We start from the raw sequence: 16,834 nt of genomic DNA, 5'->3' as shown, positions 1-16,834 counted from the left end.
ATTTGAGCGTATTAACGATAAATATATGCTCGGTTATATATACAGTCGGAGGGATGATTCTGGTCTGTATGGGTATTCTGATGTCAATCGGCATTGAAATTTGACCCACCATCGGCGTCCAAAATTGGCCCACCTCAGCGGTTAGTTTTAGTCTGAATTTCTGGTTTTGATTCTCCAGCTTTCATTCCCTGTTTCGACGATTTCGCAGTGATGGGTAACCCTGTCCAGAACAGTTGAGTACAGTCTTAGAAGGGAAGCAAAAGGGAATCAGGCATCATGCAGTAATCCTTTCCGGGAAAGGTATTTCATGGATTTTTTTGGCATCACTCCAGCCTTGCATAAAATCTTCTGTTTGAGCAGCAAACACCCCGTTGCCTTTCATGTAAATATTAACCCCTGCTAAAAAATTTGAGTATCCTCGAGCATATTCAGAAGTCCAATCAGGATGCATACCCTTGATTTGCTGCACCAATTGGTTTTCTGATTGTAGAATTTCCTCATCTGCAGATATCGCGGTAAACTCTTCTACGTGCTTTGCAGGGGATTTCCCTGACTCCCATGATTTGTAAAGCTCAGAATATGATGCCATGGCCATAAATGCTTTCTCCGGATCTGTCTCGCCTAAAGAGACAACAGCATTTTTAACCTGCTCAAGCCAGCCAGGGTATTCTACTGTCGATCCAGCAATAAAAACCCCGCTATACTCCTCAGCCAGGCAGCGCAAAACCGGTTGACCGAGCTCTACCCTCATATAAAGCTTGTGTACTTCTTTTGAGATAGACTTGACAGCGTACATTTGTGTTGAAAATTGTTTAGGAAGTGGCGCAATGCTGTAATCAGGTCTTACAACAATTGTTATGCTAACCATCCAACCCAACTCAACGGCCATGTCGCAGAGCATCACCACATCCTCTGGAGAGTGTGCTACTTGACAGTGGTATCCAAGATGCTTGGCTGCGTATTTTGAAATATCAAGCCAGCCCCTAAGGGTTTTACTATCCCAATCCTTGGCTATTTTTGCAAAATCGTCCACAACAGCAGAGTGCTGATTTACAAGGAATTTTGCATTGTCTTCCAGATACAGTACGTTTGACATATGCCCTCGTTTGTTTTTCTTATTTATATCTCACAAACAAATTCAACCGAAAACGTGTCTTGCAGATATGGAGAAGCGACAAACTTCCAGTTTATGACGTACTAACTCCTTTGCAGCAACCATTGAGGCGGCCGCACTCATTGGGTTTGCAATCGACAATCTTGCCCCCGACAGCACCGCAAAACTTTTTCCCGTATGACGATGATCTTTCTTCCGCTCTTTTTCTTGCTTTGGCCAGGACATCACATGGACTCATCTTTTCTTCCTCCGTAAGGGATATAAAATCTGTAAAGCTCAATCAATGTTTGTCTTGCAGGAAAATACCTTGTAACTGCTTACATACGTTTTCAACTCTGGGCCAGAGCAATCCGCCGGCAAACAAACCCAATCCGAGACAGAGTGTTATCCATATAGCTATAGCCATTCCGGGAGAGTTAGTGTTTAAAACCAACGGCTTTATCAAAGCCCCTATGGAGTTAACACCCCAAACGCCCGCCGCACCCCCCTGCCCTTTCGGGCTAAGCCCGTAAACCATATAAAACGCGCTAAGTGCGAAACCTACCCCTATGCTGCGTACTACCTGGTTCATTTTGCTTACCTCCAAGCCCGCAATACACTTCCCTCTACTAAGTATATGTCCGCCCCCTGTGGCACAAAACCATACATTCAAAAAACTAAAGGCACACAAATGCGCTGAGTTTGGCTCAGGGGACACAGAAGAAAGATAAGGCCGCTTGAGCATGAACCCAAACGGCCTTATTGCGGAATATCCCTTAGTGCATAAACTTACATTTTTCCAGACCTGTCTTGTTTCTCTTTTGCGGACTGCTCCGCAGAAGACTGCTTGTAAACACTCATCAGACCTTTACTTATGTACCTGACCTCCATGTCAAAAGACAGGTGGGGCGCGTCTATTTGGCCTAAACCCAACATTCGTGCAACCAAGCGCAAAGTAGCACTAAATATTCTTTACAACATAACGGTATTACTTACTTATTCCTCGCCAGTGCATACATTTTTTGCTGAAGGTTACTCGTTCAAGCCGCAAGCGGCAGCCGAGCCTCCATATCCAGCTCAAATCGCCCATAGGGGTTTATATGCAGGGTAATTAGAGGACTCAGCGCTGCCAGGTCACGCGGTGTCATCCGTTCCACCCATCCCGGTTCTTTCAGCACCTGCTGAATCATCAAGGTATTTATGTAGACCATGCTCGCTTGCAGCAAGTGCAGACAAAGCAGGCCCATCTCCTGGTGATCCTTTCGGTTCGTCGAAATCTCACCCCGTTTGCCGTAGTAAATGAAGCCATTGGTGCTGTTCCAACTCTCAACCACGTTAAGGCCCTCGTGGATCTCTCGCCGCAGTTCTTCTGAATTCAGGTACCGGCAAAGGAAGATGGTCTTGATGGCTTTCCCCAACTCACCCAACGCCTTATAGGCAGGGTGCTGACTGTTGTTTCGACAAAACCGCCGTAAAAGGCTCTCCGCATCGGCCATTCCCATTTTCAGGGCAACGGCGTGCTTTACCATGGTATCCAGTTGCTCTTCGATCAGTTCCCAGTTGATCGCCTTGTTTGCTATCACCGCGTTGATGTTCGGAAAACTCTGACCACTCTCTGCCTTGTACAGTTTCTGCCGGTTGATCCCTTTGAGCCGAGGCATCAGGTCGAACCCCAGCAGTCGGCAGAACGCGAAGGCCACCGCATTCTGTCCGTGGCTGTCCACAAACTGGCGGTCAACCTCCATTTCGGTGCAATGCCGGAGTACCCCCTGGATCATTGCCGCGGCTTCCGATGATGAAACCCTTTTGAACTGCGAGTAGATACAGGTTGCATTCTTCTCGACGTGCCAGTAAACCATGACCCCCCGACCGCCATAGCGCAGATGCCATTCAGTCAGGAGGTTCTGATCCCAGGCCCCGAACTGTTTTGAATCTGCGGCGCAGGCTGTCGTGGCATCCCCCCATATCCCCGGTTGCCGTACCGCCAGGGTGGCGTTCACCACCTGGGCGATGGACTGGCGCAATCCTTCGCTTGAAATGAACCGGCGGCGAACGTAGAGCAGGTCCTTATAGTCATCGTCCGGCAGCGACTCCATACTCTTGATGCCGGTATTGGTACCCATTCCGAACAGGGAAAGTAAGAGTCTGCGTTGAAGGGTGGCCTTGTCCATGTGGCTGCGTTCGGTGCCGCTTTGTATGAACCGGGTAAAGTCAGTCCTCAGGTCAGTTTCTTTCAACATATCGAGCAGGCTGGTTCCGGACCAGCGATGGGTAATCTCCCGCTTGAGCGTTGCCAGGTTCTCCGGTTCGGCTTGTGGTTCGAAGGGGGTAATCGATATTTTGTGGCCATCCTTCTTGGAGACGATCTTCACCTTGGGGTTAGAAGATATGCCTTCGTCAAGGGTTTTCAGGTGGTTGGTCAACTCCTCCCGCAGAGAGGCGGTGAACGTCTTTGCGTCCATCGGGATATCCAGTTCCGCGAAATAGTATTCCTTGCGATCCTCAAAATCCTGAGGCAGGTCCTCTTCCGGATTGCGGTACCGCCGGCTGCCCACCACCCAGATTTCCCGGCAGCGAAGTTGCTCGCGTAGCGTCTTCAGGACGCAAATCTCGTAGGCGATCCGGTGAACCTTTCCGTCCTCTACGACCAGCGGCATCCAGTTTGCCGGTACGATACCTTTCAGTGGGATCTCAACACCTTCCGGAAAGAAGGGCTTCCTGAGTTCCATCTGTGATTTTATCAATACAAGAGCCTGCAACACCGGTTGGTGCTGGGCGTTTGTGCTGCAAAATTCCAGATTGTCCAGCAGATCCGGCAGCATTCTCCGGTAGTGATGATTGTAAGAGCGCTGCAAAGCTGTCTTGACCTTACCAGTATATCCCGACCCGGCCTCTACCTCCTGGATCAGGGTGAGAAGCAGATCACCTCTTCAACGACACCCTGGGGAGCTTCTACCGAAGCCTTGGCAATCCGATAGAGTTTTGCCATCTTGCTGGGAGCCTTCTGAAGGGCGTCGCCCAGGCTATCGTCGATGCGCTTTTCAGCTTTCTTGCCCATCTTGTGGACGGTTTCAACCAGCAGGTCTACCAGGTGATCGGTAAGCTCCTCTTCCCGGCGGTGGAGGAAGGTCGCCATCAGCGTCAAGCGGAGAGGGGCCATATGGCGCCTCAGTTCGAACGGTTCTTCTACGGTAGCCCGTTTGGCGTACCGCTCCAGGAGTTTTGGATGGACCGCCTTGAAAAGTTCGGCTGGCAACCCGATGTCTCTCACGGAATTCAAGCGGGCAACCGCCTCTTTGATGCTTTCCAAGCCGGCCTTGCCTGGGTCGCTCTTGATGTTCTGCCAGGCGGTCCATTCCCCATCGGCCGAGGGCTGAAGCTGCAAGAGTTTGTTCATGCGATCGGTCATTCTTGCATTGAAATTTCCCCCTATAGAATTACAGAACCGCATTTCATGATCGGCAATCGCGGACTGGATCATTCTGTTGATCTGGTCCATGGTAGGAGGTTCAATGTGGAGGTGCCGATATCGTTCTAACACTGCTTCCTGAAGACGGTCCGGCCGGTGTTCATTGTTGAGGAGGTCGGCTGTCAGCCAACGCTGTATCGCCTTTGCATCGTGGAGGGACGCCTTTCGGAAACTGAAGAACTCGCGAATTTCATTGCGGTGATATGTGGTAACGCGTCCACTCCACGGATACTCTCGCCATTCTTTGATTGACAACTCAAGCTGGTCTGCAACAAAACGGATGCCATCTCGTGGTACTTCACGAGGGCCATCGGGGAATCGCCCCGTTATGTGAAAATATTTCATCAGCACTGCAAAGCCCAGCCGAGTTGGGCCAGTCTTATTCTTGAGCAGCTTCCACTCCTCGGCTGACAAGGTCCACCGCTGCTTCAGCTCTTTCCTTTTCCAGTTGAGTTTCATCCCGTCTCCTGACGTCATCGCGAATAAACCAATTGTCACTTAATCAACATCGTGACATTTTGCAAGACATAGTTTAAAGTACTGATAAAGTGACAACATAAACACGCAAAACTAGCAACATCTTGTCGTTTTCAGAAGACGGCTGCACTGAACGTCAGAAGCCGACTGCACTATAGCAGCGGAGGGGTTGGATCCATCAGGCAACGACGGGCTGCTGCCGGCCATCAGCGGACGCAGGGAGGACTTTCCGCAACCGGCCGTTCGATGCGGCACCGATGGCCTTCGCGCAGGGGTAGTGAATCCGCCAGGATTGACTTGCGCTGCCCTACCTCTCACTAGTGAGGGGCGGCAGCGCATCAAGCGGTGAGCGCACTCCGGCACCGCCAACTTTCAGCACATGCGTGTAAATCATCGTCGTAGAGACGTCGGAATGGCCGAGCAGATCCTGCACGGTTCGAATGTCGTAACCGCTGCGGAGCAAGGCCGTCGCGAACGAGTGGCGGAGGGTGTGCGGTGTGGCGGGCTTCGTGATGCCTGCTTGTTCTACGGCACGTTTGAAGGCGCGCTGAAAGGTCTGGTCATACATGTGATGGCGACGCACGACACCGCTCCGTGGATCGGTCGAATGCGTGTGCTGCGCAAAAACCCAGAACCACGGCCAGGAATGCCCGGCGCGCGGATACTTCCGCTCAAGGGCGTCGGGAAGCGCAACGCCGCTGCGGCCCTCGGCCTGGTCCTTCAGCCACCATGCCCGTGCACGCGACAGCTGCTCGCGCAGGCTGGGTGCCAAGCTCTCGGGTAACATCAAGGCCCGATCCTTGGAGCCCTTGCCCTCCCGCACGATGATCGTGCCGTGATCGAAATCCAGATCCTTGACCCGCAGTTGCAAACCCTCACTGATCCGCATGCCCGTTCCATACAGAAGCTGGGCGAACAAACGATGCTCGCCTTCCAGAAAACCGAGGATGCGAACCACTTCATCCGGGGTCAGCACCACCGGCAAGCGCCGCGACGGCCGAGGTCTTCCGATCTCCTGAAGCCAGGGCAGATCCGTGCACAGCACCTTGCCGTAGAAGAACAGCAAGGCCGCCAATGCCTGACGATGCGTGGAGACCGAAACCTTGCGCTCGTTCGCCAGCCAGGACAGAAATGCCTCGACTTCGCTGCTGCCCAAGGTTGTGCAGCGCTGGGTTTGCCGTTTCTCTGGGCTTCGCCTGGTGGCGTTACGCTGGTTTGTGGTCTTTTTGGCCTCTGGCCCTTGTGTAGCAAGCGCGAGCAGCTATTTTTTTCGTAGTGCTGTGCCGCCTCGGTGGCACCGTGCCTTTTCGCAGTTAGCGCCCGTCGCCAAGTTACGGTTATCCGTTTTGGCTTCTGGCTCTAACATTTCGGTCAAGCCGACCCGCATTCTGCGGTCGGCTTACCTCGCCCGTTAGATGCACTAAGCACATAATTGCTCACAGCCAAACTATCAGGTCAAGTCTGCTTTTATTATTTTTAAGCGTGCATAATAAGCCCTACACAAATTGGGAGATATATCATGAAAGGCTGGCTTTTTCTTGTTATCGCAATAGTTGGCGAAGTAATCGCAACATCCGCATTAAAATCTAGCGAGGGCTTTACTAAGCTTGCCCCTTCCGCCGTTGTCATAATCGGTTATGGCATCGCATTTTATTTTCTTTCTCTGGTTCTGAAATCCATCCCTGTCGGTGTTGCTTATGCAGTCTGGTCGGGACTCGGCGTCGTCATAATTACAGCCATTGCCTGGTTGCTTCATGGGCAAAAGCTTGATGCGTGGGGCTTTGTAGGTATGGGGCTCATAATTGCTGCCTTTTTGCTCGCCCGATCCCCATCGTGGAAGTCGCTGCGGAGGCCGACGCCATGGTGACGGTGTTCGGCATTCTGAATCTCACCGAGGACTCCTTCTTCGATGAGAGCCGGCGGCTAGACCCCGCCGGCGCTGTCACCGCGGCGATCGAAATGCTGCGAGTCGGATCAGACGTCGTGGATGTCGGACCGGCCGCCAGCCATCCGGACGCGAGGCCTGTATCGCCGGCCGATGAGATCAGACGTATTGCGCCGCTCTTAGACGCCCTGTCCGATCAGATGCACCGTGTTTCAATCGACAGCTTCCAACCGGAAACCCAGCGCTATGCGCTCAAGCGCGGCGTGGGCTACCTGAACGATATCCAAGGATTTCCTGACCCTGCGCTCTATCCCGATATTGCTGAGGCGGACTGCAGGCTGGTGGTTATGCACTCAGCGCAGCGGGATGGCATCGCCACCCGCACCGGTCACCTTCGACCCGAAGACGCGCTCGACGAGATTGTGCGGTTCTTCGAGGCGCGGGTTTCCGCCTTGCGACGGAGCGGGGTCGCTGCCGACCGGCTCATCCTCGATCCGGGGATGGGATTTTTCTTGAGCCCCGCACCGGAAACATCGCTGCACGTGCTGTCGAACCTTCAAAAGCTGAAGTCGGCGTTGGGGCTTCCGCTATTGGTCTCGGTGTCGCGGAAATCCTTCTTGGGCGCCACCGTTGGCCTTCCTGTAAAGGATCTGGGTCCAGCGAGCCTTGCGGCGGAACTTCACGCGATCGGCAATGGCGCTGACTACGTCCGCACCCACGCGCCTGGAGATCTGCGAAGCGCAATCACCTTCTCGGAAACCCTCGCGAAATTTCGCAGTCGCGACGCCAGAGACCGAGGGTTAGATCATGCCTAGCATTCACCTTCCGGCCGCCCGCTAGCGGACCCTGGTCAGGTTCCGCGAAGGTGGGCGCAGACATGCTGGGCTCGTCAGGATCAAACTGCACTATGAGGCGGCGGTTCATACCGCGCCAGGGGAGCGAATGGACAGCGAGGAGCCTCCGAACGTTCGGGTCGCCTGCTCGGGTGATATCGACGAGGTTGTGCGGCTGAACACCAGGCTTGAAGAACTTTATGCGCAGTGGGAAGAGCTGTCGGGGTTGATTTTTTAACACTTCCCGGCACACCTTACGCATAGCACACCTTCGGCAGGTGTGTCATGCAAAACGCTATTGCGCCATACAGCCCGCGCAACCCCCGATTATCCGACTATTACCGCTGTGTTGAGGATTATTACGAGGAGCTTGAGCGGGTATATGAGGAGCGGTATCAGACCCGTTTCGGGTATCTTCGGACTGAAATCAGGTCAACCATCTTCCGTTACCTCGACTGCGGATGTTTGCAAAACGGCTTTGCCCGTGTAAAGTGTAACGACTGCGGCCATGAATACCTGGTTGCCTTTTCTTGCAAGCGCCGCCACTTCTGCCCTTCATGCCATCAGAAACGTGTGGTGGAATTTGGTGAATGGTTTCTGGAAGACCTTGCCGTCACTGTCCCCCATCGTCACATCATCTTCTCCATCCCCAAGCTCATCCGCCGCTGCTTCCTGTTTGATCGCAAACTGCTTGCAGCCTTAAGCCGCATAGCTTGGGAGACCCTGAAAGAGTACACTTCGACTTCGCTCAGTGCAGGCGGCTCCCTTCCCGGCTGTGCCTGCTCCATCCAGACCTTCGGCGACTTCTTAGGCTTCAATCCCCACTGCCACATCATCATATCCGATGGAACCTTTGATGAAGATGGCAACTTCAGAATCACCCCGTATTACGACGCCCACGCCCTGGAACAACTCTTCCGGCACAAGCTGCTCAAGATGCTGCTTGCCAAGGGGGCCATCAGCCAGTGGCATATTGACCTGCTCATGTCGTGGCAACACAGCGGTTTCAACGTCCATATTTGCGAGCAGATAACTGCGGATGATCGCAACGCCCTGGAGTCCCTTGCTCACTACATAATCCGCTGCCAGTTTTCCCAAGAGCGGATGAGCTACCTTGAACAGAGTGGCACCGTCATCTACCGCTCCAAAGACGGTCATACCACCAAGAGCTTCAGCGCCCTTGATTGGCTTGCACATATCATCAGCCACATCCCCCGGCATGGCGAGCAGATGGTGAGGTATTACGGCTACTACAGCAACGCCGCCCGTGGCAAGCGTAGGAAGTATGGGATGGATGACAAGACACCTGAAATAGCCGGACAAGAACAGGACACAGGCTATCGCAAGAAATGCCGAGCCAACTGGGCCCGGCTTATACAGAAGATATACGAGACGGACCCGCTCAGCTGCCCCCACTGCAAAGGCACAATGCGGATACTGGCGTTTATTGAAGAAGAGGTGGTGATCCGCAAGATACTGGATCATCTCGGATTGTGGGATGTACCGAAGCGGCAGCCAAAACAGGGCAGGGGGCCGCCGGTAGAGCCTGCCCTGAGCGTAGTCGAAGGGATAGATGTAGAACCGCAGCTTGTGTACGCCGACAGTCAGGTGATTGAATATGAAGAGGCGTACTACGAGCCGGAATATCTGTGAAGCCGGATAACAGGGCATTGCAGCAGGGATGGTTTGTGTTGAAAATGGTTTAAATGAGGTATTTTGAGGTTCAGGTAGTGGTTGTTGCAGGCGATAATGCTTATGAGTCCGTCAGCAGGTCAAAAACTCCTCAGTTGGTTCTCTGTTTCCCCTCAAAATCTGGTGAAATCCTCCCAAATAGCGTTGACGGTCACTTGGTTTGGATGGTATCGTTGCAGCCTCGAAAAAGCAAATTCCTATCCCCCTACCGGGAACTGGGGGTGCAGGTACGCTACCTGCACTCCGACATTGACACCATCGAGCGGATGCAGATCCTGCGTTCGCTGCGTCTGGGTGAATTTGACGTACTGGTGGGGATCAACCTGCTGCGGGAGGGACTGGATCTACCGGAGGTCTCACTGGTGGCAATTCTGGATGCAGACAAGGAAGGATTCCTGCGTTCCGCCCGCTCCCTGATCCAGACCTGCGGCCGGGCTGCCCGGAATGTGGATGGCAGGGTGCTGATGTATGCCGATCAGGTGACCCGCTCCATGCAGGCCTGCCTTGATGAAACTGAACGCCGCCGCACCAAACAGCTGGCCTACAACCAGGAACACGGCATTACCCCGGAGACCGTCAAGAAGGGGATGCGCAGCATACTTGAATCAATTGCTGAAAAGGATTATGTCACCCCGCCGGTGGTGGCTGATGTTCAGGAACTCTACGGCATAGAATTGAGAGAGATTCCCAAGCTGATCAAGAAGATGCGCAAGGAGATGCTGTCTGCCGCCAAAGAGCTGGACTTTGAGAAGGCGGCAGAACTGAGGGACCGGATCAGGCAGTTGGAGGATACGGAACTGAAGCTGCGCTAACCAACCAAGGCAAGGAGGAACCACCATGGAAACACCAAGACATCTGCATATCCTGTGGACCAACGACAACCCGATTACTGCCGAGAAGATGGTCTTCATGTACGCACTAAACGGTCTCAAGCATAACTGGTGGGACAAGATCACCATCATTATCTGGGGTGCCACTACCGCACTGACGGCTGCAGATGCCACAATTCAGGAACAGCTGAAAGGATTGGTGGAGGGGGGCGTTACCATCTCGGCCTGCAAGGCCTGTTCAAATGAGTTGGGAGTGACTGATGCGCTGCGGGACCTGGGATTTGAGGTCAAGTACTGGGGACCGGGGCTGACCGAGATCCTGCAGTCCGGTTCACCCTTGCTGAGTGTGTAATCATGTGTTTCACGCATGAGTGACTGCCGTCTGCAGATTACGGGAGGCCGACCGCTGCCCGGAACTCCTCCAACTGCTGCTTTAGCCGCTCAAACCCGGCCGGTGCACCACTGATATCACCGGTCTTGGCATCGGCCTCAATGGCTGCTGCGGTCTCCCGCATCTGCATGGCACCGATATTGGCAGACGATCCTTTGATGGCGTGGGAACTGGTCCGCACCTTATCCGGGTTTCCTTCTGCAATCGCCTCTTCCAGGGCAACCATGTTTGGCTCAACCCCCTTAAAGAAGAGTCCCACAAAACGGGGGATCAGCGCCTCAGCTCCGCCCAGCCGCTCCAGCAGATCCGCCTTGGCATAGACCGGGATTGCATCTTCAGCAGCAGACACGGGAGCTGGCGCAGCAACTGTCTCCGGCATCTGCTCTGTAACAACAGAACCACAGTAACGTTGCAGCATCTCCAGCATCTGGGCCGGCTTAACCGGCTTGGACAGATAATCATCCATGCCGGCAGCCAGACACTTGTCACGATCATCCTTACCGGCATAGGCGGTCATGGCAACAATCGGTGTGCGCCCTACGCCCCGTTCCTGCTCCAGCCCCCTGATGGCGGTGGCTGCCTGCAGGCCATCCATCTCAGGCATCTGTACATCCATCAGCACGATGTCGAACTGCCCGGAAGCATAGGCATTCAACGCCTCTTGGCCATTGGTAGCTTCGGTTATACGGTGATCGTAACGCTCCAATACCGCCTTGGCAAGTTCGCGGTTTACCTCTACATCGTCAGCCAGCAATACGGCCAGCCCTTTATGTGGTTCCTGGGACAGCGCAACCGGAGTATCTTCCCCTTCAATCACCACATCCTCAGCAACCGGTGCCAGCACAGCCGTAAAAATAAATCTGCTCCCCTGTCCAGGTTCACTTTCCACCCAGATCTGGCCCCCCATCAGCTCTGCCAGGCGGCGACAGATGGTCAAGCCCAGACCAGTACCGCCAAACTTTTTGGTAGTGGTAACATCAGCCTGTTCAAAGGTTTCAAAGATGCGGGCCTGCGCTTCAACGGGAATACCGACCCCTTGGTCAGACACGCAAAACCGTACCAGTAGCCCGGCATCCAACTGCTGTTCAATCCCTGCGGAAACCGTGATCACACCTTTTTCACTGAACTTCAGCGCGTTACCCACCAGATTGAGCAGAATCTGACGCAGCTTATAGATATCGCCATCCAGACGCTCAGGTAGTGCAGCATCCACCTGAATCATCAGCTGCAATCCCTTCTGCTCTGCCTTCAGCCCCAGAGAGTACAGGCCTTGCTCAAGATTTTTTCTTAGCAGGAACGGCGCACAGCACAGCTCCAGTTTGCCTGCCTCAATCTTGGAAAAATCAAGAATATCGTTAATGATTACCATCAGGTTTTCGGCTGAATCCCTGATTGCCAGCAGCTGCTCCGTGTAAAGTGTAACGACTGCGGCCATGAATACCTGGTTGCCTTTTCTTGCAAGCGCCGCCACTTCTGCCCTTCATGCCATCAGAAACGTGTGGTGGAATTTGGTGAATGGTTTCTGGAAGACCTTGCCGTCACTGTCCCCCATCGTCACATCATCTTCTCCATCCCCAAGCTCATCCGCCGCTGCTTCCTGTTTGATCGCAAACTGCTTGCAGCCTTAAGCCGCATAGCTTGGGAGACCCTGAAAGAGTACACTTCGACTTCGCTCAGTGCAGGCGGCTCCCTTCCCGGCTGTGCCTGCTCCATCCGGTTTAAATGAGGTATTTTGAGGTTCAGGTAGTGGTTGTTGCAGGCGATAATGCTTATGAGTCCGTCAGCAGGTCAAAAACTCCTCAGTTGGTTCTCTGTTTCCCCTCAAAATCTGGTGAAATCCTCCCAAATAGCGTTGACGGTCACTTGGTTTGGATGGTATCGTTGCAGCCTCGAAAAAGCAAATTCCTATCCCCGATTTCCCCCTGCCGAACCCGGCTATTATGGCGGAGATGATGCTGGACGGGGTATTGTCAGGGTACCGGGCGGATCACCCCTGAAACGACGATAACTCTGCGCCCACGCTGTTTTTTTTGCTACATCACTTAACAGCGTTAATTTAAATGTTGTTCGTTATGGAGAATAAACATGAATAAGAGTAAAAGTACTTTCAGTGTGATTGAGGGGGGTAAAACCATCCATGCCAAGGGGGGCGGCACAGGCACCGTCATGAACGCTGCAGAACTGGAAAAAGTTACCAGAGGGGCAGCATCACTGCTGGCGGGGCAGCAGCAGGAAGATGGACACTGGATCTTTGACCTGGAGGCGGATGTGACCATCCCGGCGGAGTACGTCATGCTGCAGCGCTTTATCGGCCGGGAGATCGATCCGGAGATTTCCGAGCGTCTGGCCGCCTACATACAGGATCGCCAGTTGCCGGACGGTGGGTGGCCGCTGCATACGGTTGACGGCAATGTCAACATCAGTGCCAGCGTTAAGGCCTATTTTGCCCTCAAGCTGCTGGGGTATGACAAAGACGATCCCCATATGCTCAAGGCGCGCCAGCTGATTCTCTCCCTCGGCGGGGCGGCCAAGTGCAATGTATTCACCCGCATCACCCTGGCTATCTTCGGCCAGATCCCATGGCACACAGCACCGGCTATGCCGATCGAGATCATGCTGCTGCCGCGCTGGTTTTTCTTTCACTTGAACAAGGTAGCCTACTGGTCACGGACTGTAATTGTGCCGCTGCTGATCCTCTATGCCACACAGCCGATCTGCCGTCTGCGATACAACGAGGGGATTACTGAGTTGTTCGCCTCTCCGCCAGACATGCTGGTCCATCTGGATACGTTCCGTCACCACGCCTGGCGCAAAAACGTCTTCATTGCCCTTGACCGAGTGCTGAAACGTACCATGCATTTGATACCCGGCCGGATTAAACAACATGCCCTGGCCGAGGCTGAACGCTGGACACGGGCCAGAATGCAGGGAGACGGCGGTATTGGCGCCATCTACCCGGCCATGGCCAATGCGGTCATGGCCCTAAAAACGCTGGGGTGCCGCGATGACGATGCCGATTACCTGCGCGGTCTGAAGGCGGTCGATAACCTGATGGTGCACCGCAAGCTGAAGACAAACACCATCCCTATGGATGATGGCAGCAGCGGCATTGCCATAGATTGCTCTTCAGCAGCTCCGGAATTATACCCAACATACCTGACTGATACTGCCGGCAACATGGAATTCAGTTTCTGTCAGCCCTGCAACTCCCCTATCTGGGACACCTGCATGAGTCTGTCGGCTCTGTGTGAGGCAGGTTATGCCGACAACAAGGGAGTGACGGATAGGAGCATCAAATGGCTGTTCAGCCAGCAGATTACCACACCGGGAGACTGGTCGGAAAAATGTCCGGGGCTGGAGTCGGGAGGGTGGGCCTTCCAGTATGAAAATAGCCGCTATCCCGATGTGGATGATACAGCCAAAGTACTGATGAGCCTGTTCCGTGCCGGGGCGTTGGAAAAACCGGAATACCGTGAAAAGATTGAACGAGCGATCAGGTGGGTACAGGGGATGCAAAGCGCGGACGGCGGTTGGGGGGCTTTTGATGTGGATAATGACTACTTCTACCTGAACGATATCCCCTTTGCCGACCACGGGGCCCTGCTGGATCCCAGCACCGCCGATCTGACCGGCAGATGCATCGAGATGATGGGGATGCTGGGGCACGGCCCTGATTACCCACCGATTGCCCGCGGCATTGCCTATCTGAAGAAGAAGCAGGAGCAGTTTGGCGGCTGGTTCGGACGCTGGGGTGTCAATTACATCTACGGCACATGGTCGGTACTTTCCGGGCTGCACCAGGCAGGTGAGAACATGGATGCCCCGTACGTGAGAAAAGCGGTGGAGTGGCTGATCTCCTGCCAGAACAGCGACGGCGGCTGGGGTGAAACCTGCGCCAGCTATGATGATCCATTCCTGGCCGGAAGCGGCGCCAGCACCGCCTCACAGACATCATGGGCTCTGATGGCGCTGATGGCGGCCGGTGAGTGGCGTCACAGCGCAGTCAGAAGCGGTGTGCGATACCTGACGGAAAGCTACTGCAACGGCTGGGACGAAAAACACTTTACCGGCACCGGTTTCCCGCGGGTATTCTACCTGCGCTACCACGGTTACAGCCTGTTCTTTCCGGTCTGGGCACTAGCGGTCTATTCCAGGTACATAAACGGCAAGGCTACGGTTCAGGAAAATGTACGGGAAAGACAGTTCAGGCAGTCCCTGATGGTGTAGGATCTGGATAGAATAGAAGGAGCTCATAAAGACGGACCTGCACTTACTGCGAGTATAACGTCAATTGACTTCTATCGTTATCTGTGCTATTTCTAAAAAACGATTTGAAATCCATTTATCAAATATTAGGAAATCACCACTTATGTTGTCGAACATTCTCTTCACATTTAAGCTTACCATCGGCCTAATTGAAATCGTGCCGACTCGTCATAACGCACATATTTCACCTATGTCGGAGGGAGATGCTTAGTTTTTTCGACCAAGTCAATCAAAAACCCCACCGGCACAAGCCAGTGGGGTTTTTTTTGTTTAATCTCTGAGGGTAAATTCCCCGCCCCTTGGGGCGATTCAAGCATCAACTAAGGTCGCAGATACCCCGTTGCTTGTGGCGGGGTGATTCATTTTGAGTTTGCAGTTGTCAACAGGAGTGATTTGCGGCAGCTCTTCCGCAAGATGCATTAATTCCATTAAGCTTTCAAGATGGCATTAATCCATGGCCAATTTGAGAGGCTCTTCATGCTCGGTTTATCTGATGCCATTTGATTTAAGCCGTGCTCTGCCTGTTCAGTTGCAGCATCCAAGGAATCGAATACACGATTTGCAAAGTAGTTTCGGCGTAGTACGTTCCAGATCTGTTCGGCTGGGTTCAGTTCCGGTGAATATGGCGGCAGCAGTACAAGAGAAACGTTTTCAGGGATTTTGAGATCCTTGCTTTTATGTGAGGATGCCCCATCCAGCACCATAACAATGAAGTCATCAGGATGCGATTCACTGACCTGCTTCAGAAAACGGCTCATGTTTTCTGTGTTCATCTTTTCGCAGGTCATGTAATCAAGACTGCCATCCCAAGGGCTTATGGCGGCGTACTCATACCGATATTCACGGATCAGAGCTAAATTCACTACTGGTCGGTGCAATCACCCCGTATTACGACGCCCACGCCCTGGAACAACTCTTCCGGCACAAGCTGCTCAAGATGCTGCTTGCCAAGGGGGCCATCAGCCAGTGGCATATTGACCTGCTCATGTCGTGGCAACACAGCGGTTTCAACGTCCATATTTGCGAGCAGATAACTGCGGATGATCGCAACGCCCTGGAGTCCCTTGCTCACTACATAATCCGCTGCCAGTTTTCCCAAGAGCGGATGAGCTACCTTGAACAGAGTGGCACCGTCATCTACCGCTCCAAAGACGGTCATACCACCAAGAGCTTCAGCGCCCTTGATTGGCTTGCACATATCATCAGCCACATCCCCCGGCATGGCGAGCAGATGGTGAGGTATTACGGCTACTACAGCAACGCCGCCCGTGGCAAGCGTAGGAAGTATGGGATGGATGACAAGACACCTGAAATAGCCGGACAAGAACAGGACACAGGCTATCGCAAGAAATGCCGAGCCAACTGGGCCCGGCTTATACAGAAGATATACGAGACGGACCCGCTCAGCTGCCCCCACTGCAAAGGCACAATGCGGATACTGGCGTTTATTGAAGAAGAGGTGGTGATCCGCAAGATACTGGATCATCTCGGATTGTGGGATGTACCGAAGCGGCAGCCAAAACAGGGCAGGGGGCCGCCGGTAGAGCCTGCCCTGAGCGTAGTCGAAGGGATAGATGTAGAACCGCAGCTTGTGTACGCCGACAGTCAGGTGATTGAATATGAAGAGGCGTACTACGAGCCGGAATATCTGTGAAGCCGGATAACAGGGCATTGCAGCAGGGATGGTTTGTGTTGAAAATGGTTTAAATGAGGTATTTTGAGGTTCAGGTAGTGGTTGTTGCAGGCGATAATGCTTATGAGTCCGTCAGCAGGTCAAAAACTCCTCAGTTGGTTCTCTGTTTCCCCTCAAAATCTGGTGAAATCCTCCCAAATAGCGTTGACGGTCACTTGGTTTGGATGGTATCGTTGCAGCCTCGAAAAAGCAAATTCCTATCCCC

15 protein-coding genes and 4 pseudogenes are annotated in these 16,834 nt (G+C 53.4%); 10 read left to right on the top strand and 9 right to left on the bottom strand.

Going from position 1 to position 16,834, the window contains the following annotated elements:
• Window positions 1-147 precede the first annotated feature (147 nt).
• The 7 genes and pseudogenes from FY034_RS18785 to intI1 form a co-directional block, all read right to left on the bottom strand.
• Window positions 148-231, bottom strand: a pseudogene (locus tag FY034_RS18785) (ATP-binding protein); the annotation flags it as partial.
• Window positions 232-274: 43 nt separating this feature from the next.
• Window positions 275-1,096: a hypothetical protein gene (locus FY034_RS18780; RefSeq protein ID WP_265555425.1), complete on the bottom strand. Its 822-nt coding sequence runs from the start codon at window positions 1,094-1,096 to the stop codon at window positions 275-277.
• Window positions 1,097-1,138: 42 nt separating this feature from the next.
• The gene (locus FY034_RS18775) at window positions 1,139-1,339 is read right to left on the bottom strand and encodes a hypothetical protein (RefSeq protein ID WP_265555423.1); all 201 of its coding nucleotides are present in this window, start codon (window positions 1,337-1,339) and stop codon (window positions 1,139-1,141) included.
• A 55-nt stretch (window positions 1,340-1,394) separates the two neighbouring features.
• On the bottom strand, window positions 1,395-1,685 hold the full coding sequence (locus FY034_RS18770) for a hypothetical protein (RefSeq protein ID WP_265555421.1): 291 nt from the start codon (window positions 1,683-1,685) through the stop codon (window positions 1,395-1,397).
• A 448-nt stretch (window positions 1,686-2,133) separates the two neighbouring features.
• Complete coding sequence (locus tag FY034_RS19095; RefSeq protein WP_416222792.1) at window positions 2,134-3,915, bottom strand: Tn3 family transposase; 1,782 nt, start codon at window positions 3,913-3,915, stop codon at window positions 2,134-2,136.
• 83 nt (window positions 3,916-3,998) lie between these two features.
• Window positions 3,999-5,021, bottom strand: a complete 1,023-nt coding sequence (locus tag FY034_RS19090; protein WP_416222791.1) for a DUF4158 domain-containing protein — start codon at window positions 5,019-5,021, stop codon at window positions 3,999-4,001.
• Between the two features lie 325 nt (window positions 5,022-5,346).
• Window positions 5,347-6,198 (bottom strand): annotated as a pseudogene (gene intI1 / locus FY034_RS18760) (class 1 integron integrase IntI1); the annotation flags it as partial.
• Here intI1 and FY034_RS19010 point away from each other — a divergent pair.
• The 7 genes and pseudogenes from FY034_RS19010 to FY034_RS18725 all read left to right on the top strand — a co-directional run bounded on the left by FY034_RS19010 (window position 6,128) and on the right by FY034_RS18725 (window position 10,631).
• Entirely contained in the window at window positions 6,128-6,454 is a 327-nt protein-coding gene (locus tag FY034_RS19010; RefSeq protein WP_322573250.1) for a DUF1010 domain-containing protein, read from the top strand. The pseudogene intI1 and the gene FY034_RS19010 sit on opposite strands and share 71 nt — an antisense overlap.
• A gap of 104 nt (window positions 6,455-6,558) precedes the next feature.
• Complete coding sequence (locus FY034_RS18750; protein WP_000679427.1) at window positions 6,559-6,906, top strand: quaternary ammonium compound efflux SMR transporter QacE delta 1; 348 nt, start codon at window positions 6,559-6,561, stop codon at window positions 6,904-6,906.
• On the top strand, window positions 6,900-7,739 hold the full coding sequence (sul1, locus tag FY034_RS18745; protein WP_000259031.1) for a sulfonamide-resistant dihydropteroate synthase Sul1: 840 nt from the start codon (window positions 6,900-6,902) through the stop codon (window positions 7,737-7,739). Before FY034_RS18750 ends, sul1 begins: the two co-directional genes overlap by 7 nt.
• 127 nt (window positions 7,740-7,866) lie before the next feature.
• Window positions 7,867-7,995 carry a hypothetical protein gene (locus FY034_RS19085; protein WP_265555745.1) on the top strand — a complete coding sequence of 43 codons (129 nt, stop codon included), beginning with the start codon at window positions 7,867-7,869 and terminating at the stop codon, window positions 7,993-7,995.
• Window positions 7,996-8,042: 47 nt separating this feature from the next.
• On the top strand, window positions 8,043-9,410 hold the full coding sequence (locus FY034_RS18735; RefSeq protein WP_265555413.1) for a transposase: 1,368 nt from the start codon (window positions 8,043-8,045) through the stop codon (window positions 9,408-9,410).
• 242 nt (window positions 9,411-9,652) lie between these two features.
• Window positions 9,653-10,261: pseudogene (locus FY034_RS18730) on the top strand (helicase-related protein); the annotation flags it as partial.
• A 25-nt stretch (window positions 10,262-10,286) separates the two neighbouring features.
• Window positions 10,287-10,631: a DsrE family protein gene (locus tag FY034_RS18725; RefSeq protein WP_265555418.1), complete on the top strand. Its 345-nt coding sequence runs from the start codon at window positions 10,287-10,289 to the stop codon at window positions 10,629-10,631.
• 37 nt (window positions 10,632-10,668) lie between these two features.
• Here FY034_RS18725 and FY034_RS18720 read toward each other — a convergent pair whose 3' ends face one another.
• Window positions 10,669-11,892: an ATP-binding protein gene (locus tag FY034_RS18720; RefSeq protein WP_265555743.1), complete on the bottom strand. Its 1,224-nt coding sequence runs from the start codon at window positions 11,890-11,892 to the stop codon at window positions 10,669-10,671.
• Between the two features lie 183 nt (window positions 11,893-12,075).
• On the opposite strand from FY034_RS18720, the pseudogene FY034_RS18715 reads away from it, so the two are divergent.
• Window positions 12,076-12,396, top strand: a pseudogene (locus FY034_RS18715) (transposase zinc-binding domain-containing protein); the annotation flags it as partial.
• Between the two features lie 359 nt (window positions 12,397-12,755).
• Complete coding sequence (gene shc / locus FY034_RS18710) at window positions 12,756-14,897, top strand: squalene--hopene cyclase (protein WP_265555417.1); 2,142 nt, start codon at window positions 12,756-12,758, stop codon at window positions 14,895-14,897.
• 467 nt (window positions 14,898-15,364) lie between these two features.
• Here the strand turns inward: shc and FY034_RS18705 are convergent, their stop codons facing one another.
• Window positions 15,365-15,799 carry an IS630 family transposase gene (locus FY034_RS18705; protein ID WP_265555416.1) on the bottom strand — a complete coding sequence of 145 codons (435 nt, stop codon included), beginning with the start codon at window positions 15,797-15,799 and terminating at the stop codon, window positions 15,365-15,367.
• Here FY034_RS18705 and FY034_RS18700 point away from each other — a divergent pair.
• Complete coding sequence (locus FY034_RS18700; protein ID WP_322573252.1) at window positions 15,700-16,590, top strand: transposase; 891 nt, start codon at window positions 15,700-15,702, stop codon at window positions 16,588-16,590. The genes FY034_RS18705 and FY034_RS18700 overlap by 100 nt on opposite strands.
• Window positions 16,591-16,834 lie beyond the last annotated feature (244 nt).

It is taken from the genome of Trichlorobacter lovleyi (genome assembly GCF_015239775.1).
Lineage (GTDB): Bacteria > Desulfobacterota > Desulfuromonadia > Geobacterales > Pseudopelobacteraceae > Trichlorobacter > Trichlorobacter lovleyi_B.
This window is presented reverse-complemented; position numbering and strand designations above follow the sequence as displayed.

Excerpts from the sequence above, each read along its gene's own strand:
- FY034_RS18780 (WP_265555425.1), bottom strand. The coding sequence starts at position 1,096 with ATGTCAAACGTACTGTATCTGGAAGACAATGCAAAATTCCTTGTAAAT.
- FY034_RS18775 (WP_265555423.1), bottom strand. The coding sequence starts at position 1,339 with ATGTCCTGGCCAAAGCAAGAAAAAGAGCGGAAGAAAGATCATCGTCAT.
- FY034_RS18770 (WP_265555421.1), bottom strand. The coding sequence starts at position 1,685 with ATGAACCAGGTAGTACGCAGCATAGGGGTAGGTTTCGCACTTAGCGCG.
- FY034_RS19095 (WP_416222792.1), bottom strand. The coding sequence starts at position 3,915 with ATGCTGCCGGATCTGCTGGACAATCTGGAATTTTGCAGCACAAACGCC.
- FY034_RS19090 (WP_416222791.1), bottom strand. The coding sequence starts at position 5,021 with ATGAAACTCAACTGGAAAAGGAAAGAGCTGAAGCAGCGGTGGACCTTG.
- FY034_RS18750 (WP_000679427.1), top strand. The coding sequence starts at position 6,559 with ATGAAAGGCTGGCTTTTTCTTGTTATCGCAATAGTTGGCGAAGTAATC.
- sul1 (WP_000259031.1), top strand. The coding sequence starts at position 6,900 with ATGGTGACGGTGTTCGGCATTCTGAATCTCACCGAGGACTCCTTCTTC.
- FY034_RS19085 (WP_265555745.1), top strand. The coding sequence starts at position 7,867 with ATGGACAGCGAGGAGCCTCCGAACGTTCGGGTCGCCTGCTCGGGTGAT.
- FY034_RS18735 (WP_265555413.1), top strand. The coding sequence starts at position 8,043 with ATGCAAAACGCTATTGCGCCATACAGCCCGCGCAACCCCCGATTATCC.
- FY034_RS18725 (WP_265555418.1), top strand. The coding sequence starts at position 10,287 with ATGGAAACACCAAGACATCTGCATATCCTGTGGACCAACGACAACCCG.
- FY034_RS18720 (WP_265555743.1), bottom strand. The coding sequence starts at position 11,892 with ATGATTCAGGTGGATGCTGCACTACCTGAGCGTCTGGATGGCGATATC.
- shc (WP_265555417.1), top strand. The coding sequence starts at position 12,756 with ATGAATAAGAGTAAAAGTACTTTCAGTGTGATTGAGGGGGGTAAAACC.